Source organism: Streptomyces sp. NPDC037083 (assembly GCF_055606485.1).
In genome coordinates, this window is sequence record NZ_JBVJSQ010000001.1 from 570,083 (window position 1) to 595,543 (window position 25,461).

Here is a 25,461-nt window from a genome sequence, read left to right on the forward strand (position 1 = left end):
GTCCACCGGGTGCGGGTCCGGGGGTGCGGAGCGCGGGTCCGGGGGTGCGAGGCCCGGGTCCGGGCGCGGGTGCGGGTCCGGGCGCGGGCGCGGGTCCGGGCGCGGGCGCGGGTGCGGGTCCGGGCGCGGGTCCGGGCGCGGGTGCGGGTCCGGGCGCGGGTGCGGGTGCGGGCATGCGAACGAGTCGCCCGGCTCAGAACGCGTCCGACGGCACATACGTCCCCCAGATCTCGCGCAGGGCGTTGCACACCTCGCCCACCGTCGCCCGGGCCCGCAGCGCCTCCTTCATCGGGTACAGCACGTTGTCCTCGCCCTGAGCCGCCTTCCGCAGGGCGTCCAGGGCCGTGTCGACCGCCGTCCGGTCGCGCTCCGCACGCAGCTTCGCCAGCCGCTCCGCCTGCTGCGCCTCGATGGCCGGGTCGACGCGGAGCGGCTCGTAGGGCTCCTCGGCGTCGAGGCGGAAACGGTTGACGCCGACGACGACCCGCTCGCCGGAGTCGGTCTGCTGGGCGATGCGGTACGCGCTGTGCTCGATCTCGTTCTTCTGGAAACCGTGCTCGATGGCCGACACCGCGCCGCCGAGGTCCTCGACCTTGCGCATCAGCTCGACGGCGGCCGCCTCCACGTCGTCGGTCATCCTCTCGACGGCGTACGAACCGGCGAAGGGGTCGACCGTGGCGGTCACGTCCGTCTCGTGGGCGAGGACCTGCTGGGTACGCAGGGCCAGCCGGGCGGACTTGTCCGTGGGCAGCGCGATCGCCTCGTCGAAGGAGTTGGTGTGCAGGGACTGGGTCCCGCCGAGGACCGCCGCCAGGCCCTGGACCGCCACGCGGACCAGGTTCACCTCCGGCTGCTGGGCCGTCAGCTGCACCCCGGCCGTCTGCGTGTGGAAGCGCAGCATCAGCGACCTGGGGTCCCTCGCGCCGAACTCCTCCCGCATCACCCGCGCCCAGATCCGGCGCGCGGCACGGAACTTCGCGACCTCCTCCAGGATCGTCGTGCGGGCCACGAAGAAGAACGACAGGCGCGGCGCGAAGTCGTCGACGTCCATCCCGGCCGCGACCGCGGTGCGCACGTACTCGATGCCGTCGGCCAGCGTGAAGGCGATCTCCTGCGCGGGGGACGCCCCCGCCTCCGCCATGTGGTACCCGGAGATCGAGATGGTGTTCCACTTCGGGATCTCGGCCCTGCAGTACCGGAAGATGTCGGCGATCAGCCGCAGCGAGGGCTTGGGCGGGAAGATGTAGGTGCCGCGGGCGATGTACTCCTTCAGGACGTCGTTCTGGATCGTGCCCGTGAGCTGCGCCGCCGGGACGCCCTGCTCCTCGCCGACCAGCTGGTACATCAGCAGCAGCAACGCGGCCGGCGCGTTGATCGTCATCGACGTCGAGACCCTGTCCAGCGGGATCCCGCCGAACAGCACCCGCATGTCGTCGATCGAGTCGATCGCCACGCCGACCTTGCCGACCTCGCCGTGCGCGATCGGGGCGTCGGAGTCGTGGCCCATCTGGGTGGGCAGGTCGAAGGCGACCGACAGACCCGTGGTGCCGTGGGCGATCAGCTGCTGGTAGCGGGCGTTGGACTCGACGGCCGTGCCGAACCCCGCGTACTGGCGCATGGTCCAGGGACGGCCCGTGTACATCGACGGGTAGACGCCCCGGGTGAAGGGATACCCGCCCGGCTCGCCCAGCTTCTCGGCAGGGTCCCAGCCGGCCAGGTCCTGCGGCCCGTAGACCGGCTCGATGGGCAGTCCGGACTCCGACTCACGCGCCATGGGTGTGATGCCTCCCGCCGAGTTGTCCGCCAGTCACCCACCACAATGCCGGGCCGTTCGCGAGGCGTCATCCGGGGAAGCGTCCGGGCGGGCCGATGCGGCAGGGGCCTCGCACGGCTGCGTCCACGTGCGCGACGAGGTTCACGTGTCCCGGGGAGGGTTTCGAGGGAGAGTTTGGGGCGCGGGCGGGACCGGGGGAACGTGTCCCGCCCGCGCCAGGCGCACGAGCCGAAGGTACGGGGGGAACCCCGGCTCAGTGCTAGGGCCGATGACCAGTCGGCTCACTTGTTACTGCGCTCCGGCCGCCAAAAACGTCACACCTGTCGCGAAAATATTTCCGCGATCTACGAAACCGCAGGTCAGTGGGTGTTGCGGTGCCGGCCGCCGTGGTGGCCGCCGTGGCCGCCGCTCCCACCGGAGGTGGCGTCACTGCGCCCGTGACGGCCGTCGCGGTCGTCGTCGGAGTCGTCGCCCCGGCCGGAGTCGCCGCCCGAGCCGCCCGAGCCGCGCCGGCCGTCGGAGCCGTCCTTGCCGCCGCCGTCCTCCCGGCCCTTTCCGGAGTCCCGGCCGGCGGCGCCCTTGCCCGTGTCGCGGTCGTCGCGGCGGGAGTTCCCGGCGGAGGCGCCGTCGAGAACGCCCGCGCAGTACGCCGGCACGCGCTGGGAGCCGCCCGCCCGCTTCTCCAGGCTCCGGCGGCGCTGTGCGTCCAGGGCCCGGCCGGCACTCAGGTCGCGACAGGACGAGGTCACGCCGGGCGGCCAGGCGCCGCGGGTGTCCGGAGCGGCCGGGGCGTCGTCGTCCGGCGTGCCGCCCCCCGCGGTTCCGCGGCCGGTCTCGTTCCCCTCGCCGTCCGGCGTCGCCGGGGCGGTCGCGCCGCCAGAGACGTCCGGGGAGGGGGAGACGAGCGGGCGGTCGGGGGGCGTCGGGGCTGGGACGGAGGCCACGGGGCGGCCCGGGGCCGTGTCGCCGAACGGGGTCGGCAGGACGCCGGTCCCGCTCGCTACCGCGACCCCGCCGGCCATCCCGACGGCCAGCGCCGCGGCGAGCCCCAGACGGGCGGGCCGGCTCCAGCGGCGACGGCGGGCGGACTCCGCGACCGGGCCGCCGATGCGCACCAGCCCGGCGTCGGCGGCGTGCGCGGCGCCTGCGGGGGGCGCGTCGGCGCCGTGCCCGGAACGGTCGGGACGCGTCTCGTGGTGGGGACGCGTCTCGTGGTGGGGACCGCCGGCCAGGTCGGCGGGCGCGGTGCGGCCGGCGGCCGGGTCCGCCGTGCTCGCCCGACCGGCGAGGTCGGTGCGGTCGGCGTGCGCTTTGCGGAAGGCGGCCATGGCCGCGGCCTCGCCCGGGAGCTCCTCGTCGTCGGGCAGGGGCGCAGCGGCCAGGGCGGACAGCGCGCCGAGGGTCCGGGCCAGCCGTTCGGCCTCTTCACGGGCCGCACCGTCGACAGCCTTGTCGGGTGACTCACCGCGCAGCAGACGCTCCGCCGTTTCGCCGTCGAGCCACCTGTCCTGCTTGTCGGCCATCACATGTCCTTCTGCGTCCGCGTGCGCGCATGCGTCACACCCGCGGACGTCACCGCGCGGGAGCGCGGCCCGCGTTGGGGCGGCAGTGCGTCGAGAACGCCGGCCGTCTCCGGATCATCGCCGAGCAGTTCGGCGAGCTTCTTCAGGCCGCGGTGCGCGGCCGTGCGGACCGCGCCGGGCCGTTTGCCGAGGGTCTCGGCGGCCGTCTTGGCGTCCAGGCCCATCACCACGCGCAGGACGACGGCCTCCGCCTGGTCCTGCGGCAGCCGGCCGATGAGGTCGAGGGTGCGGCCGGTGGCCAGCGCCTCGATGGCCTCGCCCGCGGTGTCGGACTCGGCGGCCCGGCCGGTCAGCTCGGTCTCGTCGGCGACCGTCGCCGGGCGTCTGCCGCGCATGCGTATGTGGTCCAGGGCGCGGTTGCGGGCGATGCGGGCGGCCCAGCCGCGGAAGCGGTCCGCGTCCCCGCTGAAGCGCTCCAGGTCACGGGCCACCTGCAGCCAGGCCTCCGAGGTCACGTCCTCGGCGTCCAGGTCGCCGACGAGTGTGCGCACGTAGCCCAGCAGCCGCGGGTGCACCGTGCGGTACACAGTGCGGAACGCGCTCTCGTCCCCGTTCTGTGCCGCGAGCACCGCGGCTGTCAGCTCCGCGTCGTCCCCCACGTCGTGGTTCCTCGGTCGATGGTTCGCGGTTTCTGAGGACCGCAGGTCGTTGCGGTGGTCTGCCGCTTGGCCGTCCGGCGCGAAAGGCACGTTACGACCTGAAACCGCCGCCCGTCCATGTCCATAGAACATGCAACTAACTCGTGACGCGTCGGGGCGGGCCCGGGGTGTGACACAAAACGCACTCGGGGCGCTGTAAGGAGTACGGGCCGCCGCGCGGCCCGTGCCGCGCGACGGCCGGGGCCTCTCCTGTGGGGGGTGGCGGCTCCGGCCGTTGCCTTGGCGGCAACGGGTCATCCACCGTTTCCGGCCGCGGCGTTCTCCGCCTTCGCCGAGCTCACGGGCTTTGCGGACTTCTCGGGGCGCGCGGACGCACCGGGCGTCGCGGAGGCGCCGGGCGGCACGGCGTCCTCATCCTCGGACCCCTTGTCCGTCCCGGAATCCCTGTCCGTGCCGGAATCCCTCTGCGTCCCGGAACTTCTGTCCGCTCCGGGGCTCTTCTCCGCCTGGGGGCTCTTGTCGGGCTTCGGGGACCTGCCGGCCGCGTCGGTCTCCCGGCCGCCGTGCGCCGCGCAGTACGCCGCCACCTTCTGCTCGCCGCCCGCCGCCGTCACGAGTCGCTGCCAGGCGGTGGAGTCCATCGCGTTGCCCCGCCCCCGCACCCGCTCGTAGGCGCGGCAGTGGGCCTCGATGTCCGCGGCGCTCTCGGGACGGTCGCGGTCGGCGTCGCCCGTGCCCGAGGGAGGGGCGGAGGGTCCGCCGGTGGGGTCGGAGGCCGCGCCCGCCGACTGCTCCGGGCGCCTCGCTCCGTCGTCGCCGTCGCCGTGCGTTCCGGAGCCGATCGCGGCGAACGCGGCCCCGCCCAGCGCGAGGCCGGCGATCAGCGCGGAGAGCGTGACCCGCAGCGAGCGGGCGGTGCGCCTGCGGGCCCGGGGCCGCCAGTCGTCGCGGCGTCGGGGGCGCACCTGGTGCGCCCCCGCCTCACGGGCGGCCCGGAAGGCGGCGACGGCCCGCAGTTCTCCCTCGCTGCCCTCGCCCGGGCGGTCGCCGGGTTCGCGCAGGGCCTGGGCGAGCAGCGCCTCGAAGCCCGGCGGGCCGGGAAGGCCGTCGTCAGGGTGCGCGCGCCGACGGCCGTGGCCCGCGCCGTCGTTCAGCCGTTCACCCATGTCCGTTTCCGCCTCTGTCCCAAACGTCCGTCCGGACCGCTCGACCGGTGGTCCGGCGCCGATCCGTCACTGATCCATACGGTCCGCGGCCGTCACCGTTCACGTCGACTCCCCCAGCGTCCGGGAGCCGCCATCCGTCACACCTTCACCGCCGCGGCCGTCCGCCCCGCGCCCGCCCGCGACGCCCAGCTCGCGGGCCAGCCGCTTCAGCCCCCGGTGCGCGGCCGTACGCACGGCTCCGGGCCGCTTGCCGAGCACGCGCGCCGCGGACGGACCGTCCAGGCCCACCACGACCCGCAGCAGCACCGCCTCCGCCTGGTCCTGCGGCAGTCCGCGCACCAGCTCCAGCGCGTGCGCGGTGGACAGGGACTCCAGCGCCTGGTCGTGGGTGCTGTGCGGGCCCGGCAGGTCGAGGGCGGCGTCCTGCTCCAGCGCCGCCGAGCGGGGCCGCACCCGCAGCCGGCGCAGGTGGTCGAGGGCCCGGTGCCGGGCGATGGTCGCCGTCCAGCCCCGGAACCCGGCCCCGTCCCCCCGGAACCTCCCCAGGTCCCGCGCGATCTCCAGCCATGCGTCGGAGGCCACGTCCTCCGCGTCGTCGCCGACGATCCCGCGCAGATAGCCGAGCAGTCCGGGCTGCACGATCCGGTACGCCACGGCGAACGCGGCCTCGTCGCCGTCCTGGGCCCGCGCCACGGCCGCGCCCAGTTCCCCGTCGTACGCGTGCGCGCGCCGGGGTTCCCCTCCCTGGCCCAAGACTTTCCTCGTTCGTACGGAGTTCGTTGCGGGCACGCGGCTCCCCCGCCGGACACCGGGTCCGGATGCGGCCACGCCCCCACGGTCATCAGCGCCGGGCCGCACAGAAGTGTCACAGCCTCCGGTCAGACCGCCGCCCGCCGGGCCCGCCCGTGCAGCGTCAGATAGAAGGTCCGCAAGGACTCCTCCGCGCCCCCGGTCTCGAACCGGTTGACGACCTTGCCGAGCGGGTTCCAGACCCGCCCGTCGGGCATCCGCACCCCGACCGCCTGCCCGAACCAGCCGCGCTGATCGGCGTCGAGATCCACCCACACGCCGCCGGCCCGCCGCACCAGCACCTCACCGACGTACGCCCCGAGCCCGACGAGCGTGTCGTGCGCCCGCTCCCGGTCGGCCCCGCCCTTGCGCACCCCGTCGACGAGGAAGTCGACGACGCGCAGACTGGCCACGGAGTAGTCCAGCGGCAGTCGATGCCGGGCGGTGGCCCGCGCCACGAACCCCGCGGCGCACGCCCGCATCCCCCGTGCGTCCGGCGTCCGTCCGTCCACCGTGCTCCCCATGGGGCCCCACCCCTTCGCTCAGAGGGGGAGCGCCACCGGCCGGGCTCCCCGCTGTCCCAGCGGACGCGGGCGCCCGAACATCACGGGCCGCGGGGGTGGCACTCGTCACATCGTGAGCAGTGCGGCTCCGCTCCCGGTCACCGGCTCCCCCGCACGGCGTCCCGGCACAGCAGCCGCAGGGAGCCGTGGCCGGCGAAGCAGCGTCGGGCCTCGTCGAGGGGTTCCCACAGGCGGCCGTCGGGGGTGCGGACCCAGTGGTCGCCGCCGGAGCCCCACCACTCGGCGCCGGTCTGCCGAACGATCACCTCGCCGGCGTACGCCCCGAACCCGCGCAGCAGGCTCTCCGCGTCCGGGAACGGCGTTCCCGCCCGGCGCAGCTCCTCGATGAGCCGGTCGACGCGCCACAGACTCTGCGGCGAGTGGTCGAGATGCGCGCGCACGTCGTCCCGCACCGCCGCCACGGCGTCGGCCGCCCATCGCACCGGTCTGGCGGCGGCGGAGGGCCGGGCCGGCTGCTGCGCCTGTTGTGCCTGCTGAGCCTGTTGAGTCGTCCACGTCACACAGGGAAGAGCGACGCCCGGCCGTGATCCGTCACCCGGATCGGCGCCCTGCGCGAGACCGGCGCAGGACCGCCCCGCCTCCCCCGCACGACGGGCACAGAAGTGACGCTTCCGGCCTCCCGTGCGCTCCTGGAGTGATGAGCGCGTACCTCCAGCTCCGCGCCGTGCCCCCGTCGGCACTGCGCAACAGCGCGACCTGGCTGCGGAAGCTGTTCGACGACCACCCTGCCGACGACGCCGTGCGGGACCGGATGAACCGGCACCGCGCGCAGCCGCTGGACGGCCGCTACGGCGACCACCAGCTGCTCTACACCGACGCCCAGGTCGTGCTCGGCGGCGAGGAGGTGTGTCCGGCCGGTTCGAAGGAGCCGCCGCTGGTGGTGCTGACCGTGGCGCAGACGGCGCGGGTCGCCGCGTTCCTCGCGGCGAGCGACTTCGACGACCTGTGGCGGCCGGCCCGTGCCGAACTGCTGCCGCGGTACGGCGGCTGCGCCGAGGAGACCCGGGTCCGGGCCGCCTTCGCGTCGGCGCACCGGGAGCTGACGGCCTTCTACACCGCGACCGCCCGTCACCGGGACGCGGTCGTCAAGTGGCTCGCGTAGTCAGCGGCCGACTCGAGTGATCAGCGGCCGGCTCGGGCCGTCGGCGGCTCACTTGCGTCCGCGGGCCCGGCGTGACACCACCGCGCGCAGCACGCGGCGGCCCTCCGTGGACACCTCCAGCGCGCGGCGCAGCCCGCTCGCGCCGTGGCCGGCGAGGACTTCCAGGACGATGACCTGGCGGCGCAGTTCGGCGGCGACGAGCGGGGACATGCCCTCGGTGCGCCCCTCGCGGCGGTCGTCGACCGAGGAGGCGTCGGCCGCCGGGTCGAGGAGGCGGTGGATCTGGAGCGAGGCGACCGAGCAGGCGTCGGCCCACACGCGCACCTCGGCGGCACCGCGGTCGTCCGGGGCGGCGGCCAGCATCCGGTGGGCGAGGAGCCCGGCCTCGTCGCCCTCCTCCGGCTCGGACCCCAGCTTGCCGCGCGCCTGCTCCAGAAGGTCGCCCCAGCCGGCGGCGTCGGAGTCCTCCGTGAGGTTCCCCCAGAGCGGTCGCAGGATCTCGTCGTCGCCCCCGAGCAGGGGTACGCAGCGATCCAAACAAGCCAGCCCGCTGGCGGCCAGTCCGCGTTCGTCGGCCTGAGCGATCAGTTCCACCAGGCTCATCCACGCCTCCCTCGCCAGGGCGCCTACCTTACGGAGCCCACACTTCCCCTTACTGCGTGCGACGGGCCGTGAGTGTCACAGGTGGGTTTTCGGCCAACCCGGCGGGCGGTCCCGAGACCGTCCGGGATTCAGCCCAGCCGCCCCGCGAGCGCCTTGAACTGCGTCCAGGACAGCTGTGGCGTCCGCGCGTCCCACAGCTTCTGCGAGGTCGCCCGCAGGGGCATCCGGATGCCGGCCGCGACCTGGGCCTGCGTCTGGGAGTTCGCGAGGTCGCACCAGACCGAGAAGGAGCCGCCGAGGATCCGGGCGTCGTAGGTCGCGGGCACCGGCGTCGTGCCGCGCAGCACCCGCGGGGTCCACTGCTCGTAGATGCGCTGCCCGGTGGGGTAGGCGAAGTCGTTCGGCTCCCCGAGGACGTAATAGAGGTAGGCGTCGTTGTAGTTGAGCACCTTGCGGCCCGCGCTCAGGTACTCCACCGGCTTGCGCGCCCCGATCTCCTTGCCCGTCCAGTACGCGACCACGAGGTCGGAGGCCGGCTTGACCGACGTGCCGCGGAAGAAGCCGTCGTTCCACACCCGCATGGTCCGGCCGTGGGCCCGGACGGTGTCGGCGCGGTCGTCGAGCCAGCCGGTGGCGAGGTCGGCGACGGTCGCGCCGGAGCCGTACCGGGCCGTCGCGGCGGCGGCGAGCTGGGGGTAGGAGACGGCGGGGTCGCGCACTGTCAGCGCCTGGTACTCGTCGCCGCCGAGATGCCAGTAGCCGCCGGGGAAGACGTCGGCGTACTCGTCGAGCAGGTCGTCGAGGAGGTTCGCGGAGGCGTCCTTGGAGATGTCGATCGCCCCGCGGGTCGCCACCCCGCTCGCGTTGCGCAGCTGAAGCTCGGGGTGGGCGGCGAGGACGGCGCCCAGATGTCCGGGCGAGTCGATCTCGGGCACGACGGTGATGTGCCGGCTCGCGGCGAGGTCGACGATCTTCTTCACCTGGGCCTTGGTGAGGTGCCGGGCGGCGACGATCTCCGGGTGGGTGTCGGACTCGATCCGGAACGCCTGGTCGTCGGAGAAGTGCAGGCCGAGCTGGTTGTACTTGAGGTCGCCGAGTTCGCGCACCCGGTCCTCGATCCAGGCGGGGCTGAAGTACTTGCGCGCGATGTCCAGCGTGAACCCGCGCTGCGGCTTGGCCGGCTGGTCGCGCACCACGCCCTCGGGGGCCGTCCCGCCGCCGCGCACCTCCTGCTTGAGGGTGCGAGTGCCGTAGAAGACGCCCGTGTCGGAGGGCCCGCTGATCGTGACCCGCCCGCCGCGCACCGTCATGGTGTACGACTCCGGGTTCGCGCCCTCGTCGTCGTTCAGCGCCAGCCGCAGGTCCCCGGCGCGCACGTCGTCCTTCTCCCCTGCGTACGTCATCCCCAGCTCACCGGCGACCAGCCGACCCTCGTCGGCGAGCCGGGCGTCGCCCACCACCACCCGGCGGGCGGACGCGGGACGCCAGCCCGGGCCGCGTGCCGGCGTGTGGGAGCGGACGGCTGGGATGGTGCGGGGGGTGCTGGAGAGGGCGTAGGAGCGGCTGGGGGTCGGAGCCGCCGGCGGGGCGGCGGAGGCGCCTGCCGAGGTCCCGGCGGCGGCCTGCTGGGAGGTGGCCGACCCGGTGGGCGTCCCGGAGCCGTCCCCCGACGTGGCCCACAGTCCGAGTCCGACGCCGAGCGAGGCGACCAGTCCGCCCGCCAGCAGCGCCCGCAGCGCCACCGTCCGCTGCGGTCCGCGCTCCGCCTTCCTCTTCGGCGCCGGGCGCCGATGCCTGTGCCTGCTCACCCGGTCAACCGTACGACCCTCGGTCGGCGCAGGCGCGTCGAAGACCGCGCGATGGGGTCCACGACACGTTCTGAAACTCTCTCGTTCGAGTGAAATTCGGGCATCCGTCAGACACGTCCTGACCGCTGTCGATAACGTAGCGACACATCCTTCACTGCATCCCCTGCCACATCACACGTGACGCGAGGATCCACGCTGCCTGCGCACCCTGCCTCCCCTCTCTCCGGACGCCTCGCCATACCGGCGCAGACCCGGACCTCACCCGTGCCCCGGCTCGACGGCTTCAACGGCGCCCCCCTCGACGAGGCGCACCGCATCCTCCTCGCCTGTCTCCGCAGCCTCGGCTGGGCCCGGCGCATCGCCGACCACCGCCCCTACCCGACGGTCGACGCCCTGCTGGCCGCGTCGGACGAGGCCGCGTACGACCTGACCCACGGCGATCTCGCGGAGGCCCTGGCGGCGGAAACCCTCCCCGCCCTGCCCGAGGACGCCTACGAAGCGGCCCACATGGCCCTGAGCGCGGCGCACGCGGCCTACGAGGCCCGCTTCGGGCACGCCTTCGTCATCTGCCTGGCGGCGGTCCCCGCGGACGAGTCCCTGGACTACGTCCTGGAGGCCATCCGGTCACGATTGGCGAACGATCCCGAGGACGAACGAGTGGTGGCGGCGGAGGAGCTCCGCAGGCTCGCGCGGCAGCGGCTGGTCGACGTGCTCAGGGGCGCGGCGCCGTGACGCCTGCGGCTCCGCCGCGGGGCGTGACCGGCCCGTACGGCGCCACCCTCGACAGATAACGGGACATCCCGCCCAGGACGCCGCAACGCTCACCCATACGCGTGCCACTTTGATCACACCGGTAGGCCCGGCGTAAGCCCAGCGCCAGCGCATCGCTACGATGCTGGGGGCCGGTGGACCGTACCCGGCCGGGCCCGTCCGACGCCGAAGCCGGCAGGCCCCAATCCCCGCTCCCGGAGGGTTCTTCCGTGCCGGCTGGAACGCTGTACCGCGGCCGGGAAGGAATGTGGTCCTGGGTGGCTCATCGAGTCACCGGCGTCCTCATCTTCTTCTTCCTGTTCGTTCACGTGCTCGACACCGCGCTCGTGCGTGTCTCCCCCGAGGACTACGACAAGGTCGTAGCCACCTACAAGACCCCGATCGTCGCGCTGCTGGAGTACGGCCTCGTCGCCGCCATCCTCTTCCACGCGCTCAACGGTCTGCGCGTCATCGCCGTCGACTTCTGGTCGAAGGGCCCGCGCTACCAGAAGCAGATGCTCTGGAGCGTCGTCACCCTGTGGCTGCTGCTGATGCTCGGGGCGATCTACCCCGTCCTCGGGCACGCCGCACGTGAACTGTTCGGGAGCTGACACCGATGGCCACCACTGAATCCACCGCAGCCGGAATCGGCCCCGTCGAGGGCGGCTCCGTCTACAACGTCGACAACCCGGCGCCCCTCATCGAGGCCCCGCGCAAGCGCACGAAGAAGACCCCGAAGTCCACCAGGGGCAACTTCGAGATGGCCGCCTGGCTGTTCATGCGCCTGTCCGGCGTCGTGCTGGTCGTCCTGGTCCTGGGCCACCTGCTGATCCAGCTCGTCCTGGACGGCGGCGTCTCCAAGATCGGCTTCGCCTTCGTGGCCGGCCGCTGGGCGAGCCCGTTCTGGCAGGTCTGGGACCTCCTCATGCTCTGGCTCGCGATGCTGCACGGCGCCAACGGTCTGCGCACGGTCATCAACGACTACGCGGAGCGCGCGAACACCCGGCTGTGGCTGAAGGGCCTGCTCTACACCGCCACGGTGTTCACCATCCTGCTGGGCACGCTGGTGATCTTCACCTTCGACCCGAACATCCGCTAGGCACGGGGTTGCGAGAAACATGAAGATCCACAAGTACGACACCGTCATCGTCGGCGCCGGCGGCGCCGGTATGCGCGCCGCGATCGAGTCGACGAAGCGCAGCCGCACCGCCGTGCTGACCAAGCTCTACCCCACCCGCTCCCACACGGGCGCCGCGCAGGGCGGAATGGCCGCCGCGCTCGCCAACGTGGAGGAGGACAACTGGGAGTGGCACACCTTCGACACGGTCAAGGGCGGTGACTACCTGGTCGACCAGGACGCCGCGGAGATCCTGGCGAAGGAGGCCATCGACTCCGTCCTCGACCTGGAGAAGATGGGCCTGCCGTTCAACCGCACGCCCAACGGCACGATCGACCAGCGCCGCTTCGGCGGTCACAGCCGCAACCACGGCGAGGCCCCGGTCCGCCGGTCCTGCTACGCGGCCGACCGCACCGGTCACATGATCCTGCAGACGCTGTACCAGAACTGCGTGAAGGAGGGCGTGGAGTTCTTCAACGAGTTCTACGTCCTCGACCAGCTGATCACCGAGGTCGACGGCGTCAAGCGGTCGGCCGGCGTCGTGGCGTACGAGCTGGCCACCGGCGAGATCCACGTCTTCCAGGCGAAGGCCGTGATCTACGCCTCCGGCGGCTGCGGCAAGTTCTTCAAGGTGACGTCGAACGCGCACACGCTGACCGGTGACGGCCAGGCGGCCGTGTACCGGCGCGGGCTGCCGCTGGAGGACATGGAGTTCTTCCAGTTCCACCCGACCGGCATCTGGCGCATGGGCATCCTGCTGACGGAGGGCGCCCGCGGTGAGGGCGGCATCCTGCGCAACAAGGACGGCGAGCGCTTCATGGAGAAGTACGCGCCGGTCATGAAGGACCTCGCGTCCCGTGACGTCGTCTCGCGCTCCATCTACACGGAGATCCGGGAGGGCCGCGGCTGCGGTCCCGAGGGCGACCACGTCTACCTCGACCTCACCCACCTCCCGCCGGAGCAGCTGGACGCCAAGCTCCCGGACATCACCGAGTTCGCGCGCACCTACCTCGGCATCGAGCCCTACACGGACCCGATCCCGATCCAACCCACCGCGCACTACGCCATGGGCGGCATCCCGACGAACGTCGAGGGCGAGGTCCTGAGCGACAACACGACGGTCGTCCCGGGCCTGTACGCCGCCGGCGAGGTCGCCTGTGTGTCGGTGCACGGCGCCAACCGTCTGGGCACGAACTCGCTGCTGGACATCAACGTGTTCGGCAAGCGCGCGGGCATCGCCGCCGCCGAGTACTCCCAGAAGGCCGACTTCGTCGAGCTGCCGGAGAACCCGGCGGAGCTCGTCGTCTCCCAGGTGGAGCGGCTGCGGGCGTCGACGGGCACCGAGCGCGTGTCGGTCCTGCGCCGTGAGCTGCAGGAGACCATGGACGCGAACGTCATGGTGTTCCGCACGGAGCAGACGATCAAGACCGCGGTCGAGAAGATCGCCGAGCTGCGCGAGCGCTACAAGAACGTGTCGATCCAGGACAAGGGCAAGCGGTTCAACACGGACCTGCTCGAGGCCGTCGAACTGGGCAACCTGCTGGACCTGGCCGAGGTCATGGCGGTCTCCGCCCTGGCGCGCAAGGAGTCCCGCGGCGGTCACTACCGCGAGGACTACCCCAACCGCGACGACGTCAACTTCATGCGCCACACCATGGCGTACCGCGAGGTGGGCGACGACGGCAGCGAGACCGTCCGTCTCGACTACAAGCCGGTCGTCCAGACCCGCTACCAGCCGATGGAGCGTAAGTACTGATGGCAACCCCGACCCTCGACAAGGCGGACGCGGCCCCCGAGCCCGGTTTCGCCGACTCTCCGTACATCACGGTCACCCTGCGCGTCCGCCGCTTCAACTCCGAGGTCTCGGCCGAGGCGAACTGGGAAGACTTCCAGCTGGAGATCGACCCGAAGGAGCGCGTCCTCGACGCCCTCCACAAGATCAAGTGGGACATCGACGGCTCGCTCACCTTCCGCCGTTCCTGCGCCCATGGCATCTGCGGCTCGGACGCGATGCGGATCAACGGCAAGAACCGCCTGGCGTGCAAGACGCTGATCAAGGACATCAACCCCGAGAAGCCGATCACGGTCGAGCCCATAAAGGGCCTGACGGTCCTGAAGGACCTGGTCGTCGACATGGAGCCGTTCTTCCAGGCGTACCGCGACGTGATGCCCTTCCTCATCACGAAGGACACCAACGAGCCGACGCGCGAGCGATTCCAGACCGCGGAGGACCGCGAGCGCTTCGACGACACGACGAAGTGCATCCTGTGCGCCGCCTGCACGTCCTCGTGCCCGGTGTTCTGGAACGACGGCCAGTACTTCGGCCCGGCCGCGATCGTGAACGCCCACCGCTTCATCTTCGACTCGCGTGACGAGGCGGGCGAGCAGCGGCTGGAGATCCTGAACGACAAGGACGGCGTGTGGCGCTGCCGCACGACGTTCAACTGCACGGACGCCTGCCCGCGCGGCATCGAGGTCACGAAGGCGATCCAGGAGGTCAAGCGAGCGCTGATCACGCGGCGCTTCTGACCCCGCCTCCGGCACCTCGTCGAGGGCCCCGTCTCCCGGTTTCCGCCGGGGGGCGGGGCCCTTCGGCGTGCCGGCGCCACGATCGGGTGAACGTGATCAAGAGCGACACCGGCGGGCCGCCCGGCCTACGATGATGCTCTCGACACCAGCCCCGAGGAGGCACGCGATGTCCGCTGCATCCGTCGAGCAGCCCTACGCCGACGAGCCGTTCTCGCTGACGGCCATCGCCGACGAGATCATGGAGCGTCATCCGGGCTACCGCGTCGAGATCATCGGAGGCCACCTCCTCGTCACCCCATCACCGGATGCCCCGCACGCCCGCGCCCTGACGAAGCTCATGCGACCGTTCATCGCAGCAGGGCTCGACGACGGGGACAGCGAGGTCCTTCAGAACGTCGGGCTGTGGCTGCCGACAGGCGCGGAGGACTACGCCATTCCCGACCTCGTGGTCGTCGACGCGGACATCGACGACCACTTCGTGGAGAACAACGCGTACGACCCCGGCTGCTTCCGTCTGGTCCTGGAAGTGACCTCGGGCAACTGGAAGGACGACCTGAAGACCAAGGTCGTCGCGTACGCCCAGGCCAAGGTGCCCGTCTACGTCATCGTCGACCGCAAGCACCAACGCGTGCACGTCCTCACCGAGCCGGTCGTGGGCGGCTACGACAACCACCAGTTCTACGCGCCCGGCCAGTCCGTCACGCTGCCCGACGTCATCGGCGCCAAGGTCACCCTGGAGGCGGCCGAGATCCTCGCGGCGGGCCGCCCGAAGAAGAGCGACTGAGCCCTCAGCTCGTCGCGTACCACTGCGGGTCGTCATCGGCGAGCCGGCGGCGGAGGTAGTCCTCCACGTCGTTCGCGACCCAGCGGCGGCTGTCGCTCCGGTGCTCCCAGACGAAGACGTCGGGCCGTTCGGGCTTGACCACGCAGGCGAACAGGTCGCCGGCGGCGCTCTCGCCGAAGAACAGCAGTGGATCGAACGGCATGCAGCGGCCGCGGAACTCCGCCGAGCTCCTGAACTCCAGGTTGCGGCCCATCACTTCGCCCACGGAGCACACGACGGCGGATCCTTGCGCGTCGTAGGCGCCGTCCGTGAGCCGCCAGAAGTCCTTGAGCGCGGCGGGAAGGGGATGCCCCAGCACCGCCTCGGCCGCCCGCATTTCCTCCTCGCATCCGGGGCCGCCGAAGGTCACGTCGGCGGAGAGCGAGGAGATGAGTTCGATCCACATGCGGCCATCCTTCATGGATCCGGGCGGCGCACAACCCCTGTCCGCTACCGTCCCCCGCCCGGGTGACCCTCGGTCAGGTCCTCCCGGGCGACCGCACCGCCGTACCTAATCTGACTGCATGTCAGATGACCAGTCGTACGACCTGCTCGGGTTCGACAACGTGCTGCTGCCCGTCGGGGACCTCGGCGAGGCCGTGAGGTTCTACGAGCGGGCCGGGTTCACGGTGGCGTTCCGGTTCGAGGAGGGCGGGATCGCCCTGCTGAAGGTCGGGGGCGAGACTCCGGGCGTCCTGCTGCGGGAGGAGGAGGCCCTGGGGCACCGGCCGCCGCCGTGGCCGCCCACGCGCGTGTGGCTGGAGGTGGCGGACGCCCGGGCGACCGCAGGGCGGCTGGCCGCGGCCGGCATCACCGCCCTCGACGCGCCCTTCGCCGTGGCCACCGGGTGGACCGTCGAGGTCGCCGACCCGTGGGGGAACGTCCTGGGGTTCACGGACTACTCCAAGCGGCCGGAGCTGGGGAGGTGTTAGGGGCCACACCCCGGCCCCGCCTTCCGTGTTGAACGTGTTCAAAAACAGCGCTACAGTCGTCGACGACAGCGTTTTGAACGCGTTCAAGAAAAGGTGGGGAACATGGATCGCACGGTCATCGCCTACGTCGTCTACCTGATCGTCAGCATCGGGCTGACCGTCTGGGTGGCCAGGACCCTCAGCCGCAACGGGCGGGTCTTCCTCTCCGACGTGCTCCAGGGCAACGAGAAGCTCGCCGACGCCGTCAACCACCTTCTGGTGGTCGGCTTCTACCTCGTCAACCTCGGCTTCGTCGCCCTCTACCTCAGCAGCGACGACACCATCGAGGACACCCGCGGCATCTTCGAGGCCCTGTCGACGAAGCTGGGCGTGGTGCTGCTGGTGCTCGGGGTGATGCACCTGGCCAACGTGTACGTGCTCAACCGGATCCGGCGGCGCGGGGTCATGGAGCGGGAGCAGGTTCCGCCGGTCGCCCCGCAGGGCTGGGCCGCCCCCTCGGCGCCCGCGGCCGGGGCGTGAGGACCATGACGGCCCACCAGCCCGCGCAGGCCGAACGGGCCGCGCAGGCCGCCGCCGACCGGGACGCCCGCCGCGTCCCGGTTCGCCGGCTCACCGTCCTCTACGACGGCGAGTGCTCCCTGTGCGGCTTCCTGCGCGACTGGCTGCGCGGGCAGCCGCAGCTGGTGCCGCTGGAGTTCGTCCCGGCGGGGTCGGCCGAGGCGTGCGCCCGCTACCCCGGCCTCGACCACCGCGCCACCCTCGACGAGATCACCGTCGTCGGCGACTCCGGCCAGGTCTACCAGGGCGCCGCCGCGTGGATCGTCACCCTGTGGGCGCTGCGCGAGCACCGCCCGCTGTCCCACCGGCTGAGCACCCCCGCGGGGGCGAAGATCGCGCGTGCCGCCGTGCTCACCGCCGCCAAGTGGCGTCACGGGCACAGGCCGGCCGCCGGCTGGGGCGGGGGCGTGTACCGGCGCGGCGACGGGTGGCAGTACGACCCGCACGACGGCTGGACCTACCACCCGCCGACCTGTGCCGACGGCTCCTGCTCCACTGACTAGGCTCTCGTTCCGTGCCCGCCAACAACGACGGTCCCGCCGAGGCCGCTTCCCCGACCGAGCCCCACGAGGCCGCTCCCGCGTCCAAGTCCGAGCAGACCCGCGCGCTGATCCTGGAGACCGCGATGCGGCTGTTCCAGGAGCGCGGCTACGACAAGACGACGATGCGGGCCATCGCCAAGGAGGCCGGGGTCTCGGTCGGCAACGCGTACTACTACTTCGCCGGCAAGGAGCACCTGATCCAGGGCTTCTACGACCGGCTCGCCGCCGAGCACCGGGAGGCCGTCCGCGACATCCTGGCGCGCGAGACCGGTCTCGAGGCCCGGCTGGCGGGCGTGCTGCGGACCTGGCTGGACGTGGCGGAGCCGTACCACGAGTTCGCCGTCCAGTTCTTCAAGAACGCCGCCGACCCGGACAGCCCGCTCAGCCCGTTCTCCGCCGAGTCGGAGCCCGCGCGGGTGCAGGCCATCGCCGTCCACAAGGAGGTGCTCGCGGGCTCGAAGGCGAAGGTGCCGGAGGAGCTGCGGGAGGTGCTGCCCGAGCTGATGTGGCTCTCGCAGATGGGCCTCGTCATGTACTGGATCTACGACCGCACGGAGGGGCGCGAGCGCAGTTACCGGCTGGCCGGGCGGGGCGCGCGCCTGACGGCGCGGGGTGTGGCGCTGGCCCGGTTCCGGGTGCTGCGGCCGCTCGTGCTGGAGGTGCACGACCTCTTCACGGACTTCCTGCCCGGCATGACCAACGCCCTGCCGGATCCCACCAGGAAGGCCCCGGGGGACAAGGCCGCCGGGATGGGGGAGCAGTAGACCCCGGCGCCGCATCCGCCCCGGCGCCGCATTCCGGATCGGCGCCCGGTCCGCCCCGGGCGCCCGGCCCGCCCCGGCGCGCGGCCTCCCCTGTGCCCGATCCACCGTGCCGCCGGCCGATCCGGACAGCCGGCACGGCGTACGACCGCCGCTCCGGACGGCCGCCCCGCCGTGCCGACCGCCGACCCGGACGGCCGTCCGAGGCGCGGGCCGAGCGGCCCGACGGACGGGGACGACCGGCACGGCGGCCCGGCGCACGACCGACCGGCACGACGGACCGCCCTGACGCCTCCCCGGCGCAGCGGACCCTGCAAGCCCGACCGGCACGGCGACCCGGCAGAGCGGACCCGCACGACCGACCGGCATGAGGCCCCGGTGAGGGCGCCGCCCGGCAGGGTGGGCCGGGGCGTGGGCGGCTCCGGCGGGCGGTCAGTTGACGGCGTCCATCTCGTCCTCGGTGAGCTCGACGTCGAACACCAGCGGCTCCCCCGCCACCGTCACCTGGCGGGCGCGCGAGGTCGATTCGGAGACCGTCGTCGCCAGCAGGTACGTCCCCGGGCCCGGGACCGACAGGATGTAGGAGCCGTCGGCGAGCGAGGTCACGCGGTCCAGCGGGCGGCCGCCCTTCGACATGAGCGTCATCGTCGCGCCCTCGACGGGGTCGCCCGCCGCGTCCCGTACGAAGCCGTGGACGGCCGAGGCCGGGCCGCCGCCGGCCGGGGGCAGCCCCTGTGCCGCCTCCTCCTTCGGCTCCACCGCCAGATGCGGCAGCCGCTTCTCCAGCCACCCCGGGAGCCACCAGTTGGAGTCGCCGAGCAGGTGCATCGCGGCCGGCACGAGAGCCGTGCGCAGGATGAACGCGTCCAGCGCGACCGCGGCCGCGAGGCCGACGCCCGCCATGGCCGCGCCCGAGTCGCCGCTGAGCACGAAGGCGAGGAACACGCAGACCATGATCAGGGCGGCGGAGTTGATGACCCGGCTGGTCTCCGCCAGGCCCACGCGGACCGCCCGCGCGTTGTCCCGGGTGTGCACCCACTCCTCGTGCATGCGGCTGACCAGGAAGACCTGGTAGTCCATCGACAGGCCGAAGAGCAGGGACAGCATGATGACCGGCAGGAAGGCGTTGATCGGGCCCTCCTTGCCGAGGCCGAGCAGGTCCAGGCCCCAGCCCCACTGGAAGACCGCGACGAGGACGCCGAAGGAGGCCGCCGCCGCGATCAGGTTCATCACCGCGGCCGTCAGCGGCACCACCAGGGAGCGGAAGGCGACCAGCAGAAGCAGGAAGCCCAGGCCGATGATGGTGGCGACGAAGAGGGGCAGGCGGTCGCCGGTGACCGTCGCGAAGTCCTTGGAGACCGCGGTGACGCCGCCGACGTGCGCCTTCGCCCCGGCCTGGGGGACGACGTCGTCGCGCAGCCGGTCGATCAGGGCGTCCGTCTCCTCGGACTGGGGCGAGGTGGTGGGCACCACCTGGATGACGGTGACGCCCCCCGCGGGCGGCAGCGCCGCCACCCGGGCGACGCCGGGAGTGTCCTCGAGGCCCTTGACGAGCGCGGTGGCGTCACCGCCGTCCACGACCACCTGGAGCGGGCCGTTGAAGCCGGGGCCGAAGCCCTCGGCGAGCAGGTCGTAGGCCTTCCGCGTGGTCGTCGAGGCGTCGTCGTTGCCCTGGTCGGTGGCGCCGAGACGGAGCGAGAGCACGGGGAGCGCGAGGACGGCCATGACGACGAGCGCGATCGCGGCGATCGTGCGGGGCCGGCGCTGCACGCCCGTCGACCAGCGGGCCGCGGGACTGCTCGCCCTCTCCGGCTCCGGGCCCGACGCGGCGAGACGCCTGCGCTGCTTGCGGCTGAGCACGCGCACGCCGAGGAAGCCCAGCAGTGCGGGCAGCAGCGTCGTGGCGGCTAGGACGCTCAGCACCACCGTCAGGGAGGTGCCGATGACGACGCCGTCCAGGAAGCGCAGGTTCGTCACCAGCATCCCGGCGAGCGCGATGCACACCGTGCCGCCCGCGAACAGCACCGCGCGGCCAGAGGTGTTGAGGGCGGTGACCGCCGACTCCTCCGGGTCCAGGCCGCGCAGGACGCCCTTGCGGTGCCGGGTGACGATGAACAGGGCGTAGTCGATGCCGACGCCGAGGCCGATCAGGGAGGAGAGCAGCGGGGCCAGGTCGGGGATGTCGGTGACGTGGCTGAGCAGCTGCGTCGAGAACAGGCCCATGCCGACGCCGAAGATCGCCACGGCGAGCGGCAGCAGCATCGCGAAGAGGGAGCCGAAGGCGAGGAACAGGACCACCGCGGCCGCCGCGAGGCCGACCATCTCGGCCAGGCCGGTGGGCGGCTCCTGCACCCGCTGGATGGCCTGACCGCCCAACTCGACCTCGAGTCCGCTCTGTTCGGCGTCCCGGGCGGTGTCGACGACGTCCTGGACGAGCTCCTTGGGCACCGCGTTCGCCTGCTCGGTGAAGGTGATCTGGGCGTAGGCGATCCGCCCGTCGCGGCTGATCTGCGCCGCGCCCGCCGCATCCGCGTAGGGGCCGGCGACGCCGCCGACGCCCTTCATCCTCGCGATGTCGTCGAGGGCGGGCTGGATCCGGGACCGTACGTCCTGGTCGCGCACCGAGCCCTCGTCGACCTTCCACACGACCGTGTCGGTGTCGCCCGCACGCGCGGGGAACGCCTTCTCCATCAGGTCGTACGCCTTCTTGGAGTCCGTGTCGGGGAGGGAGAAGACGTTCGCGTAGTCCGTGCCCGCCGTCGAGGCCGAGAATCCCAGGCCGAACAGCGCCCCCACCCATACCAACAGGACCACCAGCCGGTGCCGGTAGCACCAGCGCGCCAATGCCGCCACGATCGAGCTCCTCACGCAGAGTCGGTTGGTCCCCCGAGGTCCTGGGCAACAGGATCGGCGGCGTCCCGTGCGCGTGGACATGAAGAGGGCGTGACTCTCAAGGAACTCCAAAGCGCGAACCGTCCCGGATGCCGGTGGGCGCGCCGATACTGGGGGCATGACGACGGCTTCCGGCACCGTGCTGGTCGTGGAGGACGAACCGAGCATCGCGGACGTCCTCGCCATCGCCCTGCGCTACCACCGCTTCGAGGTCATGGTCGCGGGCACCGTCCGCGAGGCCCTCACCCTCGCCGACCGCACCCGGCCGGACGTGGCACTGCTGGACGTGATGCTGCCGGACGGCGACGGACGGGCGCTGGGGCGTGAACTGCGGGCGCACAGGCCGGACCTGGCGCTGGTGTTCCTCACCGCGCGGGACGCGCCGGCCGAGATCGTCGGCGCCCTCGGCTTCGGCGACGACTACATCACCAAGCCGTTCGACATCGACGTGGTCGTCGCGAGGATCACCGCGGTCCTGCGCCGCACCCGGCCGGCCGACGTCCTTCCGCAGCGGCCGCCGCTGCGCTACGGCGATCTGGAACTGGACGAGACGACGTACAGCGTGCACCGCGCGGGCCGTTCGGTCGAACTCACCCCGACCGAGTACGCACTGCTGCGCTTCCTGGTGCGCAACGGCGGCCGGATCGTGCCCAAGGACCAACTCCTGCGCCACGTCTGGCAGTACGAGCACACCCCGCCCGAGTCGACGGTCGTCGAGACCTACATCAGCTATCTGCGGCGCAAGCTGGACGCCCTCGGACCGCCGGTGATCACCACCCGGCGGGGCGTGGGATACGGGCTGGCATGAAGCGGATCCACCGGCACGGCGTCCACTCGCTGCGCGCCAAGCTGACGGCGGCCAACGTGGCGCTGCTGGCGCTCGGCATCGTCGCCGCCACCGCCGTCAGCCTCATGGCGATGCGGCACTACCTACTGGACCAGGTCGACTCCGAGCTGACCAAGACGCGTACGTCCCTGGCGAGTTCGCAGCTCACCCTGCGGCAGATCGACTCGCTCAGCGTCCTGGGCTTCGTCCGCGACCGGCTGGTGCCCGAGTACTCCGACGACCGGCCGGCGCCGGACTCCGTGTTCACCGCCGTCGACGGCGAGGGCAGGGCGATGACCCTGTTCGGCGTCGAGCCCACCGAGGCGCAGCTCGGCCTCGCGGACGCCGTGCAGGACCCGGAGGCGCTCACCCGTGACGCCGAACCGCACGACGTGACCGTGCACGGCGCCCCGTACCGGGTGACGGCGACCCGGCTGCCCGACGGCCCGTACGTCCTGCTGGCCACCTCCACGGACGCCCTCCACAAGGGCATAGCGAAGGCCCTGAGGCTCGATCTCGCCGTGGGCACCCTGCTGCTGGCCCTGCTCGCCTGTCTGACGCTGTTCAGCGTGCGGCGGCGGATGCGGCCGCTGGAGGACATGGTGGAGACGTCGTCGGCGATCGCCGAGGGCGATCTCACCCGGCGGGTGCCCTCCAGCCACCACCCCACCCAGGAGGTCGAGCAGCTGCGGCTCGCCCTGAACTCCATGCTGCACCAGGTGGAGACGGCCTACCGGACGCGCGAGCGCAGCGCGGCCCAGCTGCGCCGGTTCGTCGCCGACGCCTCGCACGAGCTGCGCACCCCCCTCGCCGCGATCCGCGGCTATCTCCAGCTGTACGACCAGGGAATGCTGCGCGAGCCGGAGGAGCGCGAGCGGGCCTGGGAGCGGATGAACGGCGAGGTGGACCGGATGGGCCGGCTCGTCGACGAGCTGCTCACCCTGGCCCGGCTGGACCAGCGGCCCGAGTTGCGGCTGCGCAACGTCGACGTGAGCCGTCTGGTGCGGGACGCGGCGCAGGACCTGCGGGCGCAGCAGCCCGGGCGGCCGGTCCGGGTCGAGGCCGACGGGGCCGTGCTGGTGCGGGCCGACGAGTCGGGGCTGCGACAGGTGCTGGGCAACCTGGTGGCCAACGTCCGCACGCACACGGCGGCGGACGTGCCGGTGCGGCTCGGGGTGCGGCGGGCGGACGGGGTCGTACGGCTGTCGGTCGAGGACAAGGGGCCGGGTCTGGGCCCGGAGGACGCGACACGGGTCTTCGACCGTTTCTTCCGGGCCGGCGGCGGTGCGGGCAGCGGGCTGGGGCTGGCGATCGTGCAGGGCGTGGTGCGGGCCCACGGCGGCGAGGTGGCCGTGCGCACGGCGCCGGGCGAGGGCCTGGAAGTGACGGTGACCCTGCCGTCCCATCCCCAGGCCTGCACCTGAGCGGCGTCCTGGTCCGGGAGACCAGGGGGGACGACGGGCCGGGGAGGGCCGGCCGGGGACGACGGGTGCCGTTGCCTAGGCGGGGGATGCGAGCAGGGCCCAGACCGTCTTGCCGTGGCGGCCGCCGGTCCAGACGCCCCAGGCGGTGGCGACGTGCTCCACCAGGTGCAGGCCGCGGCCGTGTTCCTCCCAGTCGCCGACCCGTCGCGGCCGGGGTTCGAGCCGGCCCTCGTCGGACACCTCTATCAGGCAGGAGCCGTCGTCGAGGGCGGTCACGGACACCTCGAACTCCCGCTCCAGCAGCTGCCCGTGGCGCACGACGTTGGTGGCCAGCTCGGACACGACGAGGACGGCGTCGGCCGCCGCGGGGTCGTCGGGGCCGTGCCCCCAGGCGGCGAGATGGTCCCGCACCCGGCGCCGGGCGAGACCGACGGACGCCGGATGCCGGGGCAGCCGGAAGGAGTTGCGTCTCAGCACGTCCGCTCCTCCTCCCCTGCACACCTCCGTCACGTGGTGCCGCGTCGGGTGACTGCCCGGTGTTGCGGGGGCGCATGCCCGGCGCGCGGGATCAAGCCCGCGCGCCGGAAGGCCGGACGGCTCAGATCCAGTCGAGTTTCCACAGGCGGAACACGCCGTTGCCGTCCGCCAGATACTGTCCGCCGCCGACGTCGGCGCTGGTGACGACGTACTCCTTGCGCTGCCACAGCGGGAGGACCGGCACGTGGTCGGCGATGACCCGCTGCAGGTCGCGGAAGTCGTCGGCGACCCGGCTGCGGTCGTCGAACTGCTGGCTGTCGGCGATGTACCCGTCGACGGCCTTGTCGCTGTAGCCGGTGTTCATGGTGGAGCCGGTGCCGACGAGCGGGGCGGCGAAGGTGTCCGGGTCGGGATAGTCGGCGACCCAGCCGACGGCGTACGCGTCGAGTTTTCCGGTGGCCCACCGCTTCTGGAAGTCGGTCCACTCGTAACCCTTGACGTTCACCTCGAACAGGCCGCCGGCCTCCAGCTGCCGTTTGAGCTCGGCGGCCTCGGCCGCCGCCGCGCCGCTGCCCAGGCCGTAGCCGTAGGTGAACTTCACCGGGATGGCCACACCCGCCTTCTTCAGGAGCTTGCGCGCCTTCCCGCTGTTCTGGTCCGGGTAGTTGTCGAAGAAGGAGGTCGTGTGGCCGGTGATGCCGGCCGGGATGAGCGAGTACAGCGGCTCGACGGTCCCGTCGTACACGGTCGACGCCAGCTGCTCGCGGTCGACCAGCCAGGCCAGCGCCTTGCGGACGTCCTTGTCGTGCAGCGGGGAGCGCGAGCGGGTGTCGAAGTACAGGTTGCGGGTCTCGGAGCTGTCGGCCTCGGTCACCCGCTGGCCCGGATCACTGGTGTTGAGGGCGGCGAGGACCGCGGGCGGCAGCTGCCGGGTGGCGGCCTCCACCTCCTTGGCCTTCCACGCCTTCTCCAGGGCCTCGGGGTCGGAGTAGTAGCGCAGCCGGACGGGTGAGCCGGTGGTCACGGCGCCCTTGTAGCGCGGGTTGGGCGCCAGCTCGGCCTTCTTGCCCTTGGTGTACCCGGTCAGCTCGTACGGGCCCGTGCCGTCGACGACGTCGCCGGTGCGCAGGGCGTCGGCCGGGTAGCGGGTGTGGTCGACGATCGAGCCCGCTCCGGTGGCCACCTTGAACGGGAAGGTGGCGTCCGGCGCCGACAGGTGGAAGGTGACGGTCATGCCCTTGGCGGTGACCGACTTCAGGGTCGAGAACAGGGACGCCGGACCGACGTCCGAGTCGATCTTCTTGACCCGGTCGAAGGAGAACTTCACGTCCTCGGCGGTCACCTTGGCGCCGCCGTTGAAGGTGAGGTCGTCGCGCAGTTCGCACCGGTAGGTGGTCAGGCCGCCCTTCACGAAGGAACAGCTCCTGGCCGCGTCCGGCGCGGGCGACACGCTGCCCGGCTCATACGTCAGCAACGACTGGAAGACGTTGCTGAACAACGCCCAGGAACCGGCGTCGTAGGCCCCCGCCGGGTCGAGCGAGGTGACGGTGTCCGTGGTGCCCACGGTGATGGTGTCACCGCTCTTCCCCTGCGACGGCAGCAACTGCCAGCCGCCCACCGCGACGACCGCGAGAACCAGCAGCGTCACGAGAATCCGCATGCGAACAGATCGCATGGTGGTGTCCCGCCTCCCCAGGCCGCAGACGGGCCCAGTCCCCAGAAAACTGCCGCCCCCCTTGGCGGCGGCCTCACCTAATCACAGGTGTTTCGGGTGGCGGAAGACGAATCTGACGAGATGAGAAAGAACTTACCGACGCGGTGT

General features: G+C 72.4%; 26 protein-coding genes. 13 read left to right on the forward strand and 13 right to left on the reverse strand.

Annotated features, from left to right (window positions below; genetic code table 11):
• Positions 1–193: 193 nt before the first annotated feature.
• The 7 genes from ACZ7DE_RS02635 to ACZ7DE_RS02665 form a co-directional block, all read right to left on the reverse strand.
• The gene (locus ACZ7DE_RS02635; protein ID WP_470757142.1) at positions 194–1,774 is read right to left on the reverse strand and encodes an acyl-CoA mutase large subunit family protein; all 1,581 of its coding nucleotides are present in this window, start codon (positions 1,772–1,774) and stop codon (positions 194–196) included.
• A gap of 359 nt (positions 1,775–2,133) precedes the next feature.
• Complete coding sequence (locus ACZ7DE_RS02640; RefSeq protein ID WP_470757144.1) at positions 2,134–3,297, reverse strand: hypothetical protein; 1,164 nt, start codon at positions 3,295–3,297, stop codon at positions 2,134–2,136.
• Positions 3,297–3,956, reverse strand: a complete 660-nt coding sequence (locus tag ACZ7DE_RS02645) for an RNA polymerase sigma factor (protein ID WP_470757147.1) — start codon at positions 3,954–3,956, stop codon at positions 3,297–3,299. The genes ACZ7DE_RS02640 and ACZ7DE_RS02645 overlap by 1 nt, the downstream gene beginning before the upstream one ends.
• Before the next feature lie 293 nt (positions 3,957–4,249).
• Positions 4,250–5,122, reverse strand: a complete 873-nt coding sequence (locus tag ACZ7DE_RS02650; RefSeq protein ID WP_470757149.1) for a hypothetical protein — start codon at positions 5,120–5,122, stop codon at positions 4,250–4,252.
• Between the two features lie 99 nt (positions 5,123–5,221).
• Positions 5,222–5,875: an RNA polymerase sigma factor gene (locus ACZ7DE_RS02655; protein ID WP_470757151.1), complete on the reverse strand. Its 654-nt coding sequence runs from the start codon at positions 5,873–5,875 to the stop codon at positions 5,222–5,224.
• A gap of 125 nt (positions 5,876–6,000) precedes the next feature.
• The gene (locus ACZ7DE_RS02660; protein WP_470757153.1) at positions 6,001–6,435 is read right to left on the reverse strand and encodes a hypothetical protein; all 435 of its coding nucleotides are present in this window, start codon (positions 6,433–6,435) and stop codon (positions 6,001–6,003) included.
• Positions 6,436–6,572: 137 nt separating this feature from the next.
• Positions 6,573–6,995 carry a hypothetical protein gene (locus ACZ7DE_RS02665; RefSeq protein WP_470757155.1) on the reverse strand — a complete coding sequence of 141 codons (423 nt, stop codon included), beginning with the start codon at positions 6,993–6,995 and terminating at the stop codon, positions 6,573–6,575.
• Positions 6,996–7,132: 137 nt separating this feature from the next.
• Between ACZ7DE_RS02665 and ACZ7DE_RS02670 the strand changes: the two genes are divergently transcribed.
• Complete coding sequence (locus ACZ7DE_RS02670; protein WP_470757159.1) at positions 7,133–7,597, forward strand: DUF1877 family protein; 465 nt, start codon at positions 7,133–7,135, stop codon at positions 7,595–7,597.
• A 48-nt stretch (positions 7,598–7,645) separates the two neighbouring features.
• Here the strand turns inward: ACZ7DE_RS02670 and ACZ7DE_RS02675 are convergent, their stop codons facing one another.
• Together ACZ7DE_RS02675 and ACZ7DE_RS02680 are read right to left on the reverse strand one after the other, a co-directional pair.
• Positions 7,646–8,200, reverse strand: coding sequence for a hypothetical protein (locus ACZ7DE_RS02675; protein ID WP_470757161.1), 555 nt, complete (start codon positions 8,198–8,200; stop codon positions 7,646–7,648).
• 128 nt (positions 8,201–8,328) lie between these two features.
• A complete protein-coding gene (locus tag ACZ7DE_RS02680; protein ID WP_470757960.1) occupies positions 8,329–9,924 on the reverse strand; it encodes a beta-N-acetylhexosaminidase in 1,596 nt (531 codons plus the stop codon).
• 261 nt (positions 9,925–10,185) lie between these two features.
• On the opposite strand from ACZ7DE_RS02680, the gene ACZ7DE_RS02685 reads away from it, so the two are divergent.
• The 6 genes from ACZ7DE_RS02685 (at position 10,186) to ACZ7DE_RS02710 (ending at position 15,188) form a co-directional block, all read left to right on the forward strand.
• The gene (locus ACZ7DE_RS02685; protein ID WP_470757163.1) at positions 10,186–10,740 is read left to right on the forward strand and encodes a 2-oxo-4-hydroxy-4-carboxy-5-ureidoimidazoline decarboxylase; all 555 of its coding nucleotides are present in this window, start codon (positions 10,186–10,188) and stop codon (positions 10,738–10,740) included.
• Positions 10,741–10,988: 248 nt separating this feature from the next.
• Entirely contained in the window at positions 10,989–11,369 is a 381-nt protein-coding gene (gene sdhC / locus ACZ7DE_RS02690; protein WP_470757166.1) for a succinate dehydrogenase, cytochrome b556 subunit, read from the forward strand.
• 5 nt (positions 11,370–11,374) lie between these two features.
• Positions 11,375–11,857 (forward strand): succinate dehydrogenase hydrophobic membrane anchor subunit, encoded by a 483-nt coding sequence (locus ACZ7DE_RS02695; protein WP_470757168.1) that lies wholly within the window; start codon positions 11,375–11,377, stop codon positions 11,855–11,857.
• 19 nt (positions 11,858–11,876) lie between these two features.
• A complete protein-coding gene (gene sdhA / locus ACZ7DE_RS02700; protein ID WP_470757170.1) occupies positions 11,877–13,631 on the forward strand; it encodes a succinate dehydrogenase flavoprotein subunit in 1,755 nt (584 codons plus the stop codon).
• Positions 13,631–14,404 (forward strand): succinate dehydrogenase iron-sulfur subunit, encoded by a 774-nt coding sequence (locus ACZ7DE_RS02705; protein ID WP_470757173.1) that lies wholly within the window; start codon positions 13,631–13,633, stop codon positions 14,402–14,404. The genes sdhA and ACZ7DE_RS02705 overlap by 1 nt, the downstream gene beginning before the upstream one ends.
• Before the next feature lie 166 nt (positions 14,405–14,570).
• Complete coding sequence (locus ACZ7DE_RS02710; RefSeq protein ID WP_470757176.1) at positions 14,571–15,188, forward strand: Uma2 family endonuclease; 618 nt, start codon at positions 14,571–14,573, stop codon at positions 15,186–15,188.
• A 4-nt stretch (positions 15,189–15,192) separates the two neighbouring features.
• Here ACZ7DE_RS02710 and ACZ7DE_RS02715 read toward each other — a convergent pair whose 3' ends face one another.
• Positions 15,193–15,633: an SMI1/KNR4 family protein gene (locus ACZ7DE_RS02715; protein ID WP_470757177.1), complete on the reverse strand. Its 441-nt coding sequence runs from the start codon at positions 15,631–15,633 to the stop codon at positions 15,193–15,195.
• A 118-nt stretch (positions 15,634–15,751) separates the two neighbouring features.
• Between ACZ7DE_RS02715 and ACZ7DE_RS02720 the strand changes: the two genes are divergently transcribed.
• The 4 genes from ACZ7DE_RS02720 to ACZ7DE_RS02735 all read left to right on the forward strand — a co-directional run bounded on the left by ACZ7DE_RS02720 (position 15,752) and on the right by ACZ7DE_RS02735 (position 18,023).
• Positions 15,752–16,159: a VOC family protein gene (locus tag ACZ7DE_RS02720; RefSeq protein WP_470757179.1), complete on the forward strand. Its 408-nt coding sequence runs from the start codon at positions 15,752–15,754 to the stop codon at positions 16,157–16,159.
• 102 nt (positions 16,160–16,261) lie between these two features.
• Positions 16,262–16,678 (forward strand): hypothetical protein, encoded by a 417-nt coding sequence (locus tag ACZ7DE_RS02725; RefSeq protein ID WP_470757181.1) that lies wholly within the window; start codon positions 16,262–16,264, stop codon positions 16,676–16,678.
• Between the two features lie 5 nt (positions 16,679–16,683).
• Positions 16,684–17,220, forward strand: coding sequence for a thiol-disulfide oxidoreductase DCC family protein (locus ACZ7DE_RS02730; protein WP_470757183.1), 537 nt, complete (start codon positions 16,684–16,686; stop codon positions 17,218–17,220).
• A gap of 11 nt (positions 17,221–17,231) precedes the next feature.
• Positions 17,232–18,023, forward strand: coding sequence for a TetR/AcrR family transcriptional regulator (locus tag ACZ7DE_RS02735; RefSeq protein WP_470757185.1), 792 nt, complete (start codon positions 17,232–17,234; stop codon positions 18,021–18,023).
• A 429-nt stretch (positions 18,024–18,452) separates the two neighbouring features.
• On the opposite strand, the gene ACZ7DE_RS02740 is transcribed toward ACZ7DE_RS02735, so the two are convergent.
• A complete protein-coding gene (locus ACZ7DE_RS02740; protein ID WP_470757962.1) occupies positions 18,453–20,864 on the reverse strand; it encodes an MMPL family transporter in 2,412 nt (803 codons plus the stop codon).
• A 166-nt stretch (positions 20,865–21,030) separates the two neighbouring features.
• On the opposite strand from ACZ7DE_RS02740, the gene ACZ7DE_RS02745 reads away from it, so the two are divergent.
• The gene (locus ACZ7DE_RS02745; RefSeq protein ID WP_470757187.1) at positions 21,031–21,720 is read left to right on the forward strand and encodes a response regulator transcription factor; all 690 of its coding nucleotides are present in this window, start codon (positions 21,031–21,033) and stop codon (positions 21,718–21,720) included.
• The gene (locus tag ACZ7DE_RS02750) at positions 21,717–23,162 is read left to right on the forward strand and encodes a sensor histidine kinase (RefSeq protein WP_470757189.1); all 1,446 of its coding nucleotides are present in this window, start codon (positions 21,717–21,719) and stop codon (positions 23,160–23,162) included. The genes ACZ7DE_RS02745 and ACZ7DE_RS02750 overlap by 4 nt, the downstream gene beginning before the upstream one ends.
• A 75-nt stretch (positions 23,163–23,237) precedes the next feature.
• Here ACZ7DE_RS02750 and ACZ7DE_RS02755 read toward each other — a convergent pair whose 3' ends face one another.
• Positions 23,238–23,639, reverse strand: a complete 402-nt coding sequence (locus tag ACZ7DE_RS02755; protein ID WP_470757191.1) for an ATP-binding protein — start codon at positions 23,637–23,639, stop codon at positions 23,238–23,240.
• A 121-nt stretch (positions 23,640–23,760) separates the two neighbouring features.
• Positions 23,761–25,299: an ABC transporter substrate-binding protein gene (locus ACZ7DE_RS02760; RefSeq protein ID WP_470757193.1), complete on the reverse strand. Its 1,539-nt coding sequence runs from the start codon at positions 25,297–25,299 to the stop codon at positions 23,761–23,763.
• Between the last annotated feature and the right edge of the window lie 162 nt (positions 25,300–25,461).

What these genes read in the sequence shown, in the direction of transcription:
- ACZ7DE_RS02725 (WP_470757181.1), top strand. Translation starts at nt 16,262, where the DNA reads ATGGATCGCACGGTCATCGCCTACGTCGTCTACCTGATCGTCAGCATC.
- ACZ7DE_RS02675 (WP_470757161.1), bottom strand. Translation starts at nt 8,200, where the DNA reads ATGAGCCTGGTGGAACTGATCGCTCAGGCCGACGAACGCGGACTGGCC.
- ACZ7DE_RS02715 (WP_470757177.1), bottom strand. Translation starts at nt 15,633, where the DNA reads ATGTGGATCGAACTCATCTCCTCGCTCTCCGCCGACGTGACCTTCGGC.
- ACZ7DE_RS02660 (WP_470757153.1), bottom strand. Translation starts at nt 6,435, where the DNA reads ATGGGGAGCACGGTGGACGGACGGACGCCGGACGCACGGGGGATGCGG.
- ACZ7DE_RS02750 (WP_470757189.1), top strand. Translation starts at nt 21,717, where the DNA reads ATGAAGCGGATCCACCGGCACGGCGTCCACTCGCTGCGCGCCAAGCTG.
- ACZ7DE_RS02730 (WP_470757183.1), top strand. Translation starts at nt 16,684, where the DNA reads ATGACGGCCCACCAGCCCGCGCAGGCCGAACGGGCCGCGCAGGCCGCC.
- ACZ7DE_RS02670 (WP_470757159.1), top strand. Translation starts at nt 7,133, where the DNA reads ATGAGCGCGTACCTCCAGCTCCGCGCCGTGCCCCCGTCGGCACTGCGC.
- ACZ7DE_RS02720 (WP_470757179.1), top strand. Translation starts at nt 15,752, where the DNA reads ATGTCAGATGACCAGTCGTACGACCTGCTCGGGTTCGACAACGTGCTG.
- ACZ7DE_RS02650 (WP_470757149.1), bottom strand. Translation starts at nt 5,122, where the DNA reads ATGGGTGAACGGCTGAACGACGGCGCGGGCCACGGCCGTCGGCGCGCG.
- ACZ7DE_RS02745 (WP_470757187.1), top strand. Translation starts at nt 21,031, where the DNA reads ATGACGACGGCTTCCGGCACCGTGCTGGTCGTGGAGGACGAACCGAGC.
- ACZ7DE_RS02695 (WP_470757168.1), top strand. Translation starts at nt 11,375, where the DNA reads ATGGCCACCACTGAATCCACCGCAGCCGGAATCGGCCCCGTCGAGGGC.
- ACZ7DE_RS02710 (WP_470757176.1), top strand. Translation starts at nt 14,571, where the DNA reads ATGTCCGCTGCATCCGTCGAGCAGCCCTACGCCGACGAGCCGTTCTCG.
- ACZ7DE_RS02635 (WP_470757142.1), bottom strand. Translation starts at nt 1,774, where the DNA reads ATGGCGCGTGAGTCGGAGTCCGGACTGCCCATCGAGCCGGTCTACGGG.
- ACZ7DE_RS02640 (WP_470757144.1), bottom strand. Translation starts at nt 3,297, where the DNA reads ATGGCCGACAAGCAGGACAGGTGGCTCGACGGCGAAACGGCGGAGCGT.
- ACZ7DE_RS02760 (WP_470757193.1), bottom strand. Translation starts at nt 25,299, where the DNA reads ATGCGGATTCTCGTGACGCTGCTGGTTCTCGCGGTCGTCGCGGTGGGC.
- ACZ7DE_RS02705 (WP_470757173.1), top strand. Translation starts at nt 13,631, where the DNA reads ATGGCAACCCCGACCCTCGACAAGGCGGACGCGGCCCCCGAGCCCGGT.
- sdhA (WP_470757170.1), top strand. Translation starts at nt 11,877, where the DNA reads ATGAAGATCCACAAGTACGACACCGTCATCGTCGGCGCCGGCGGCGCC.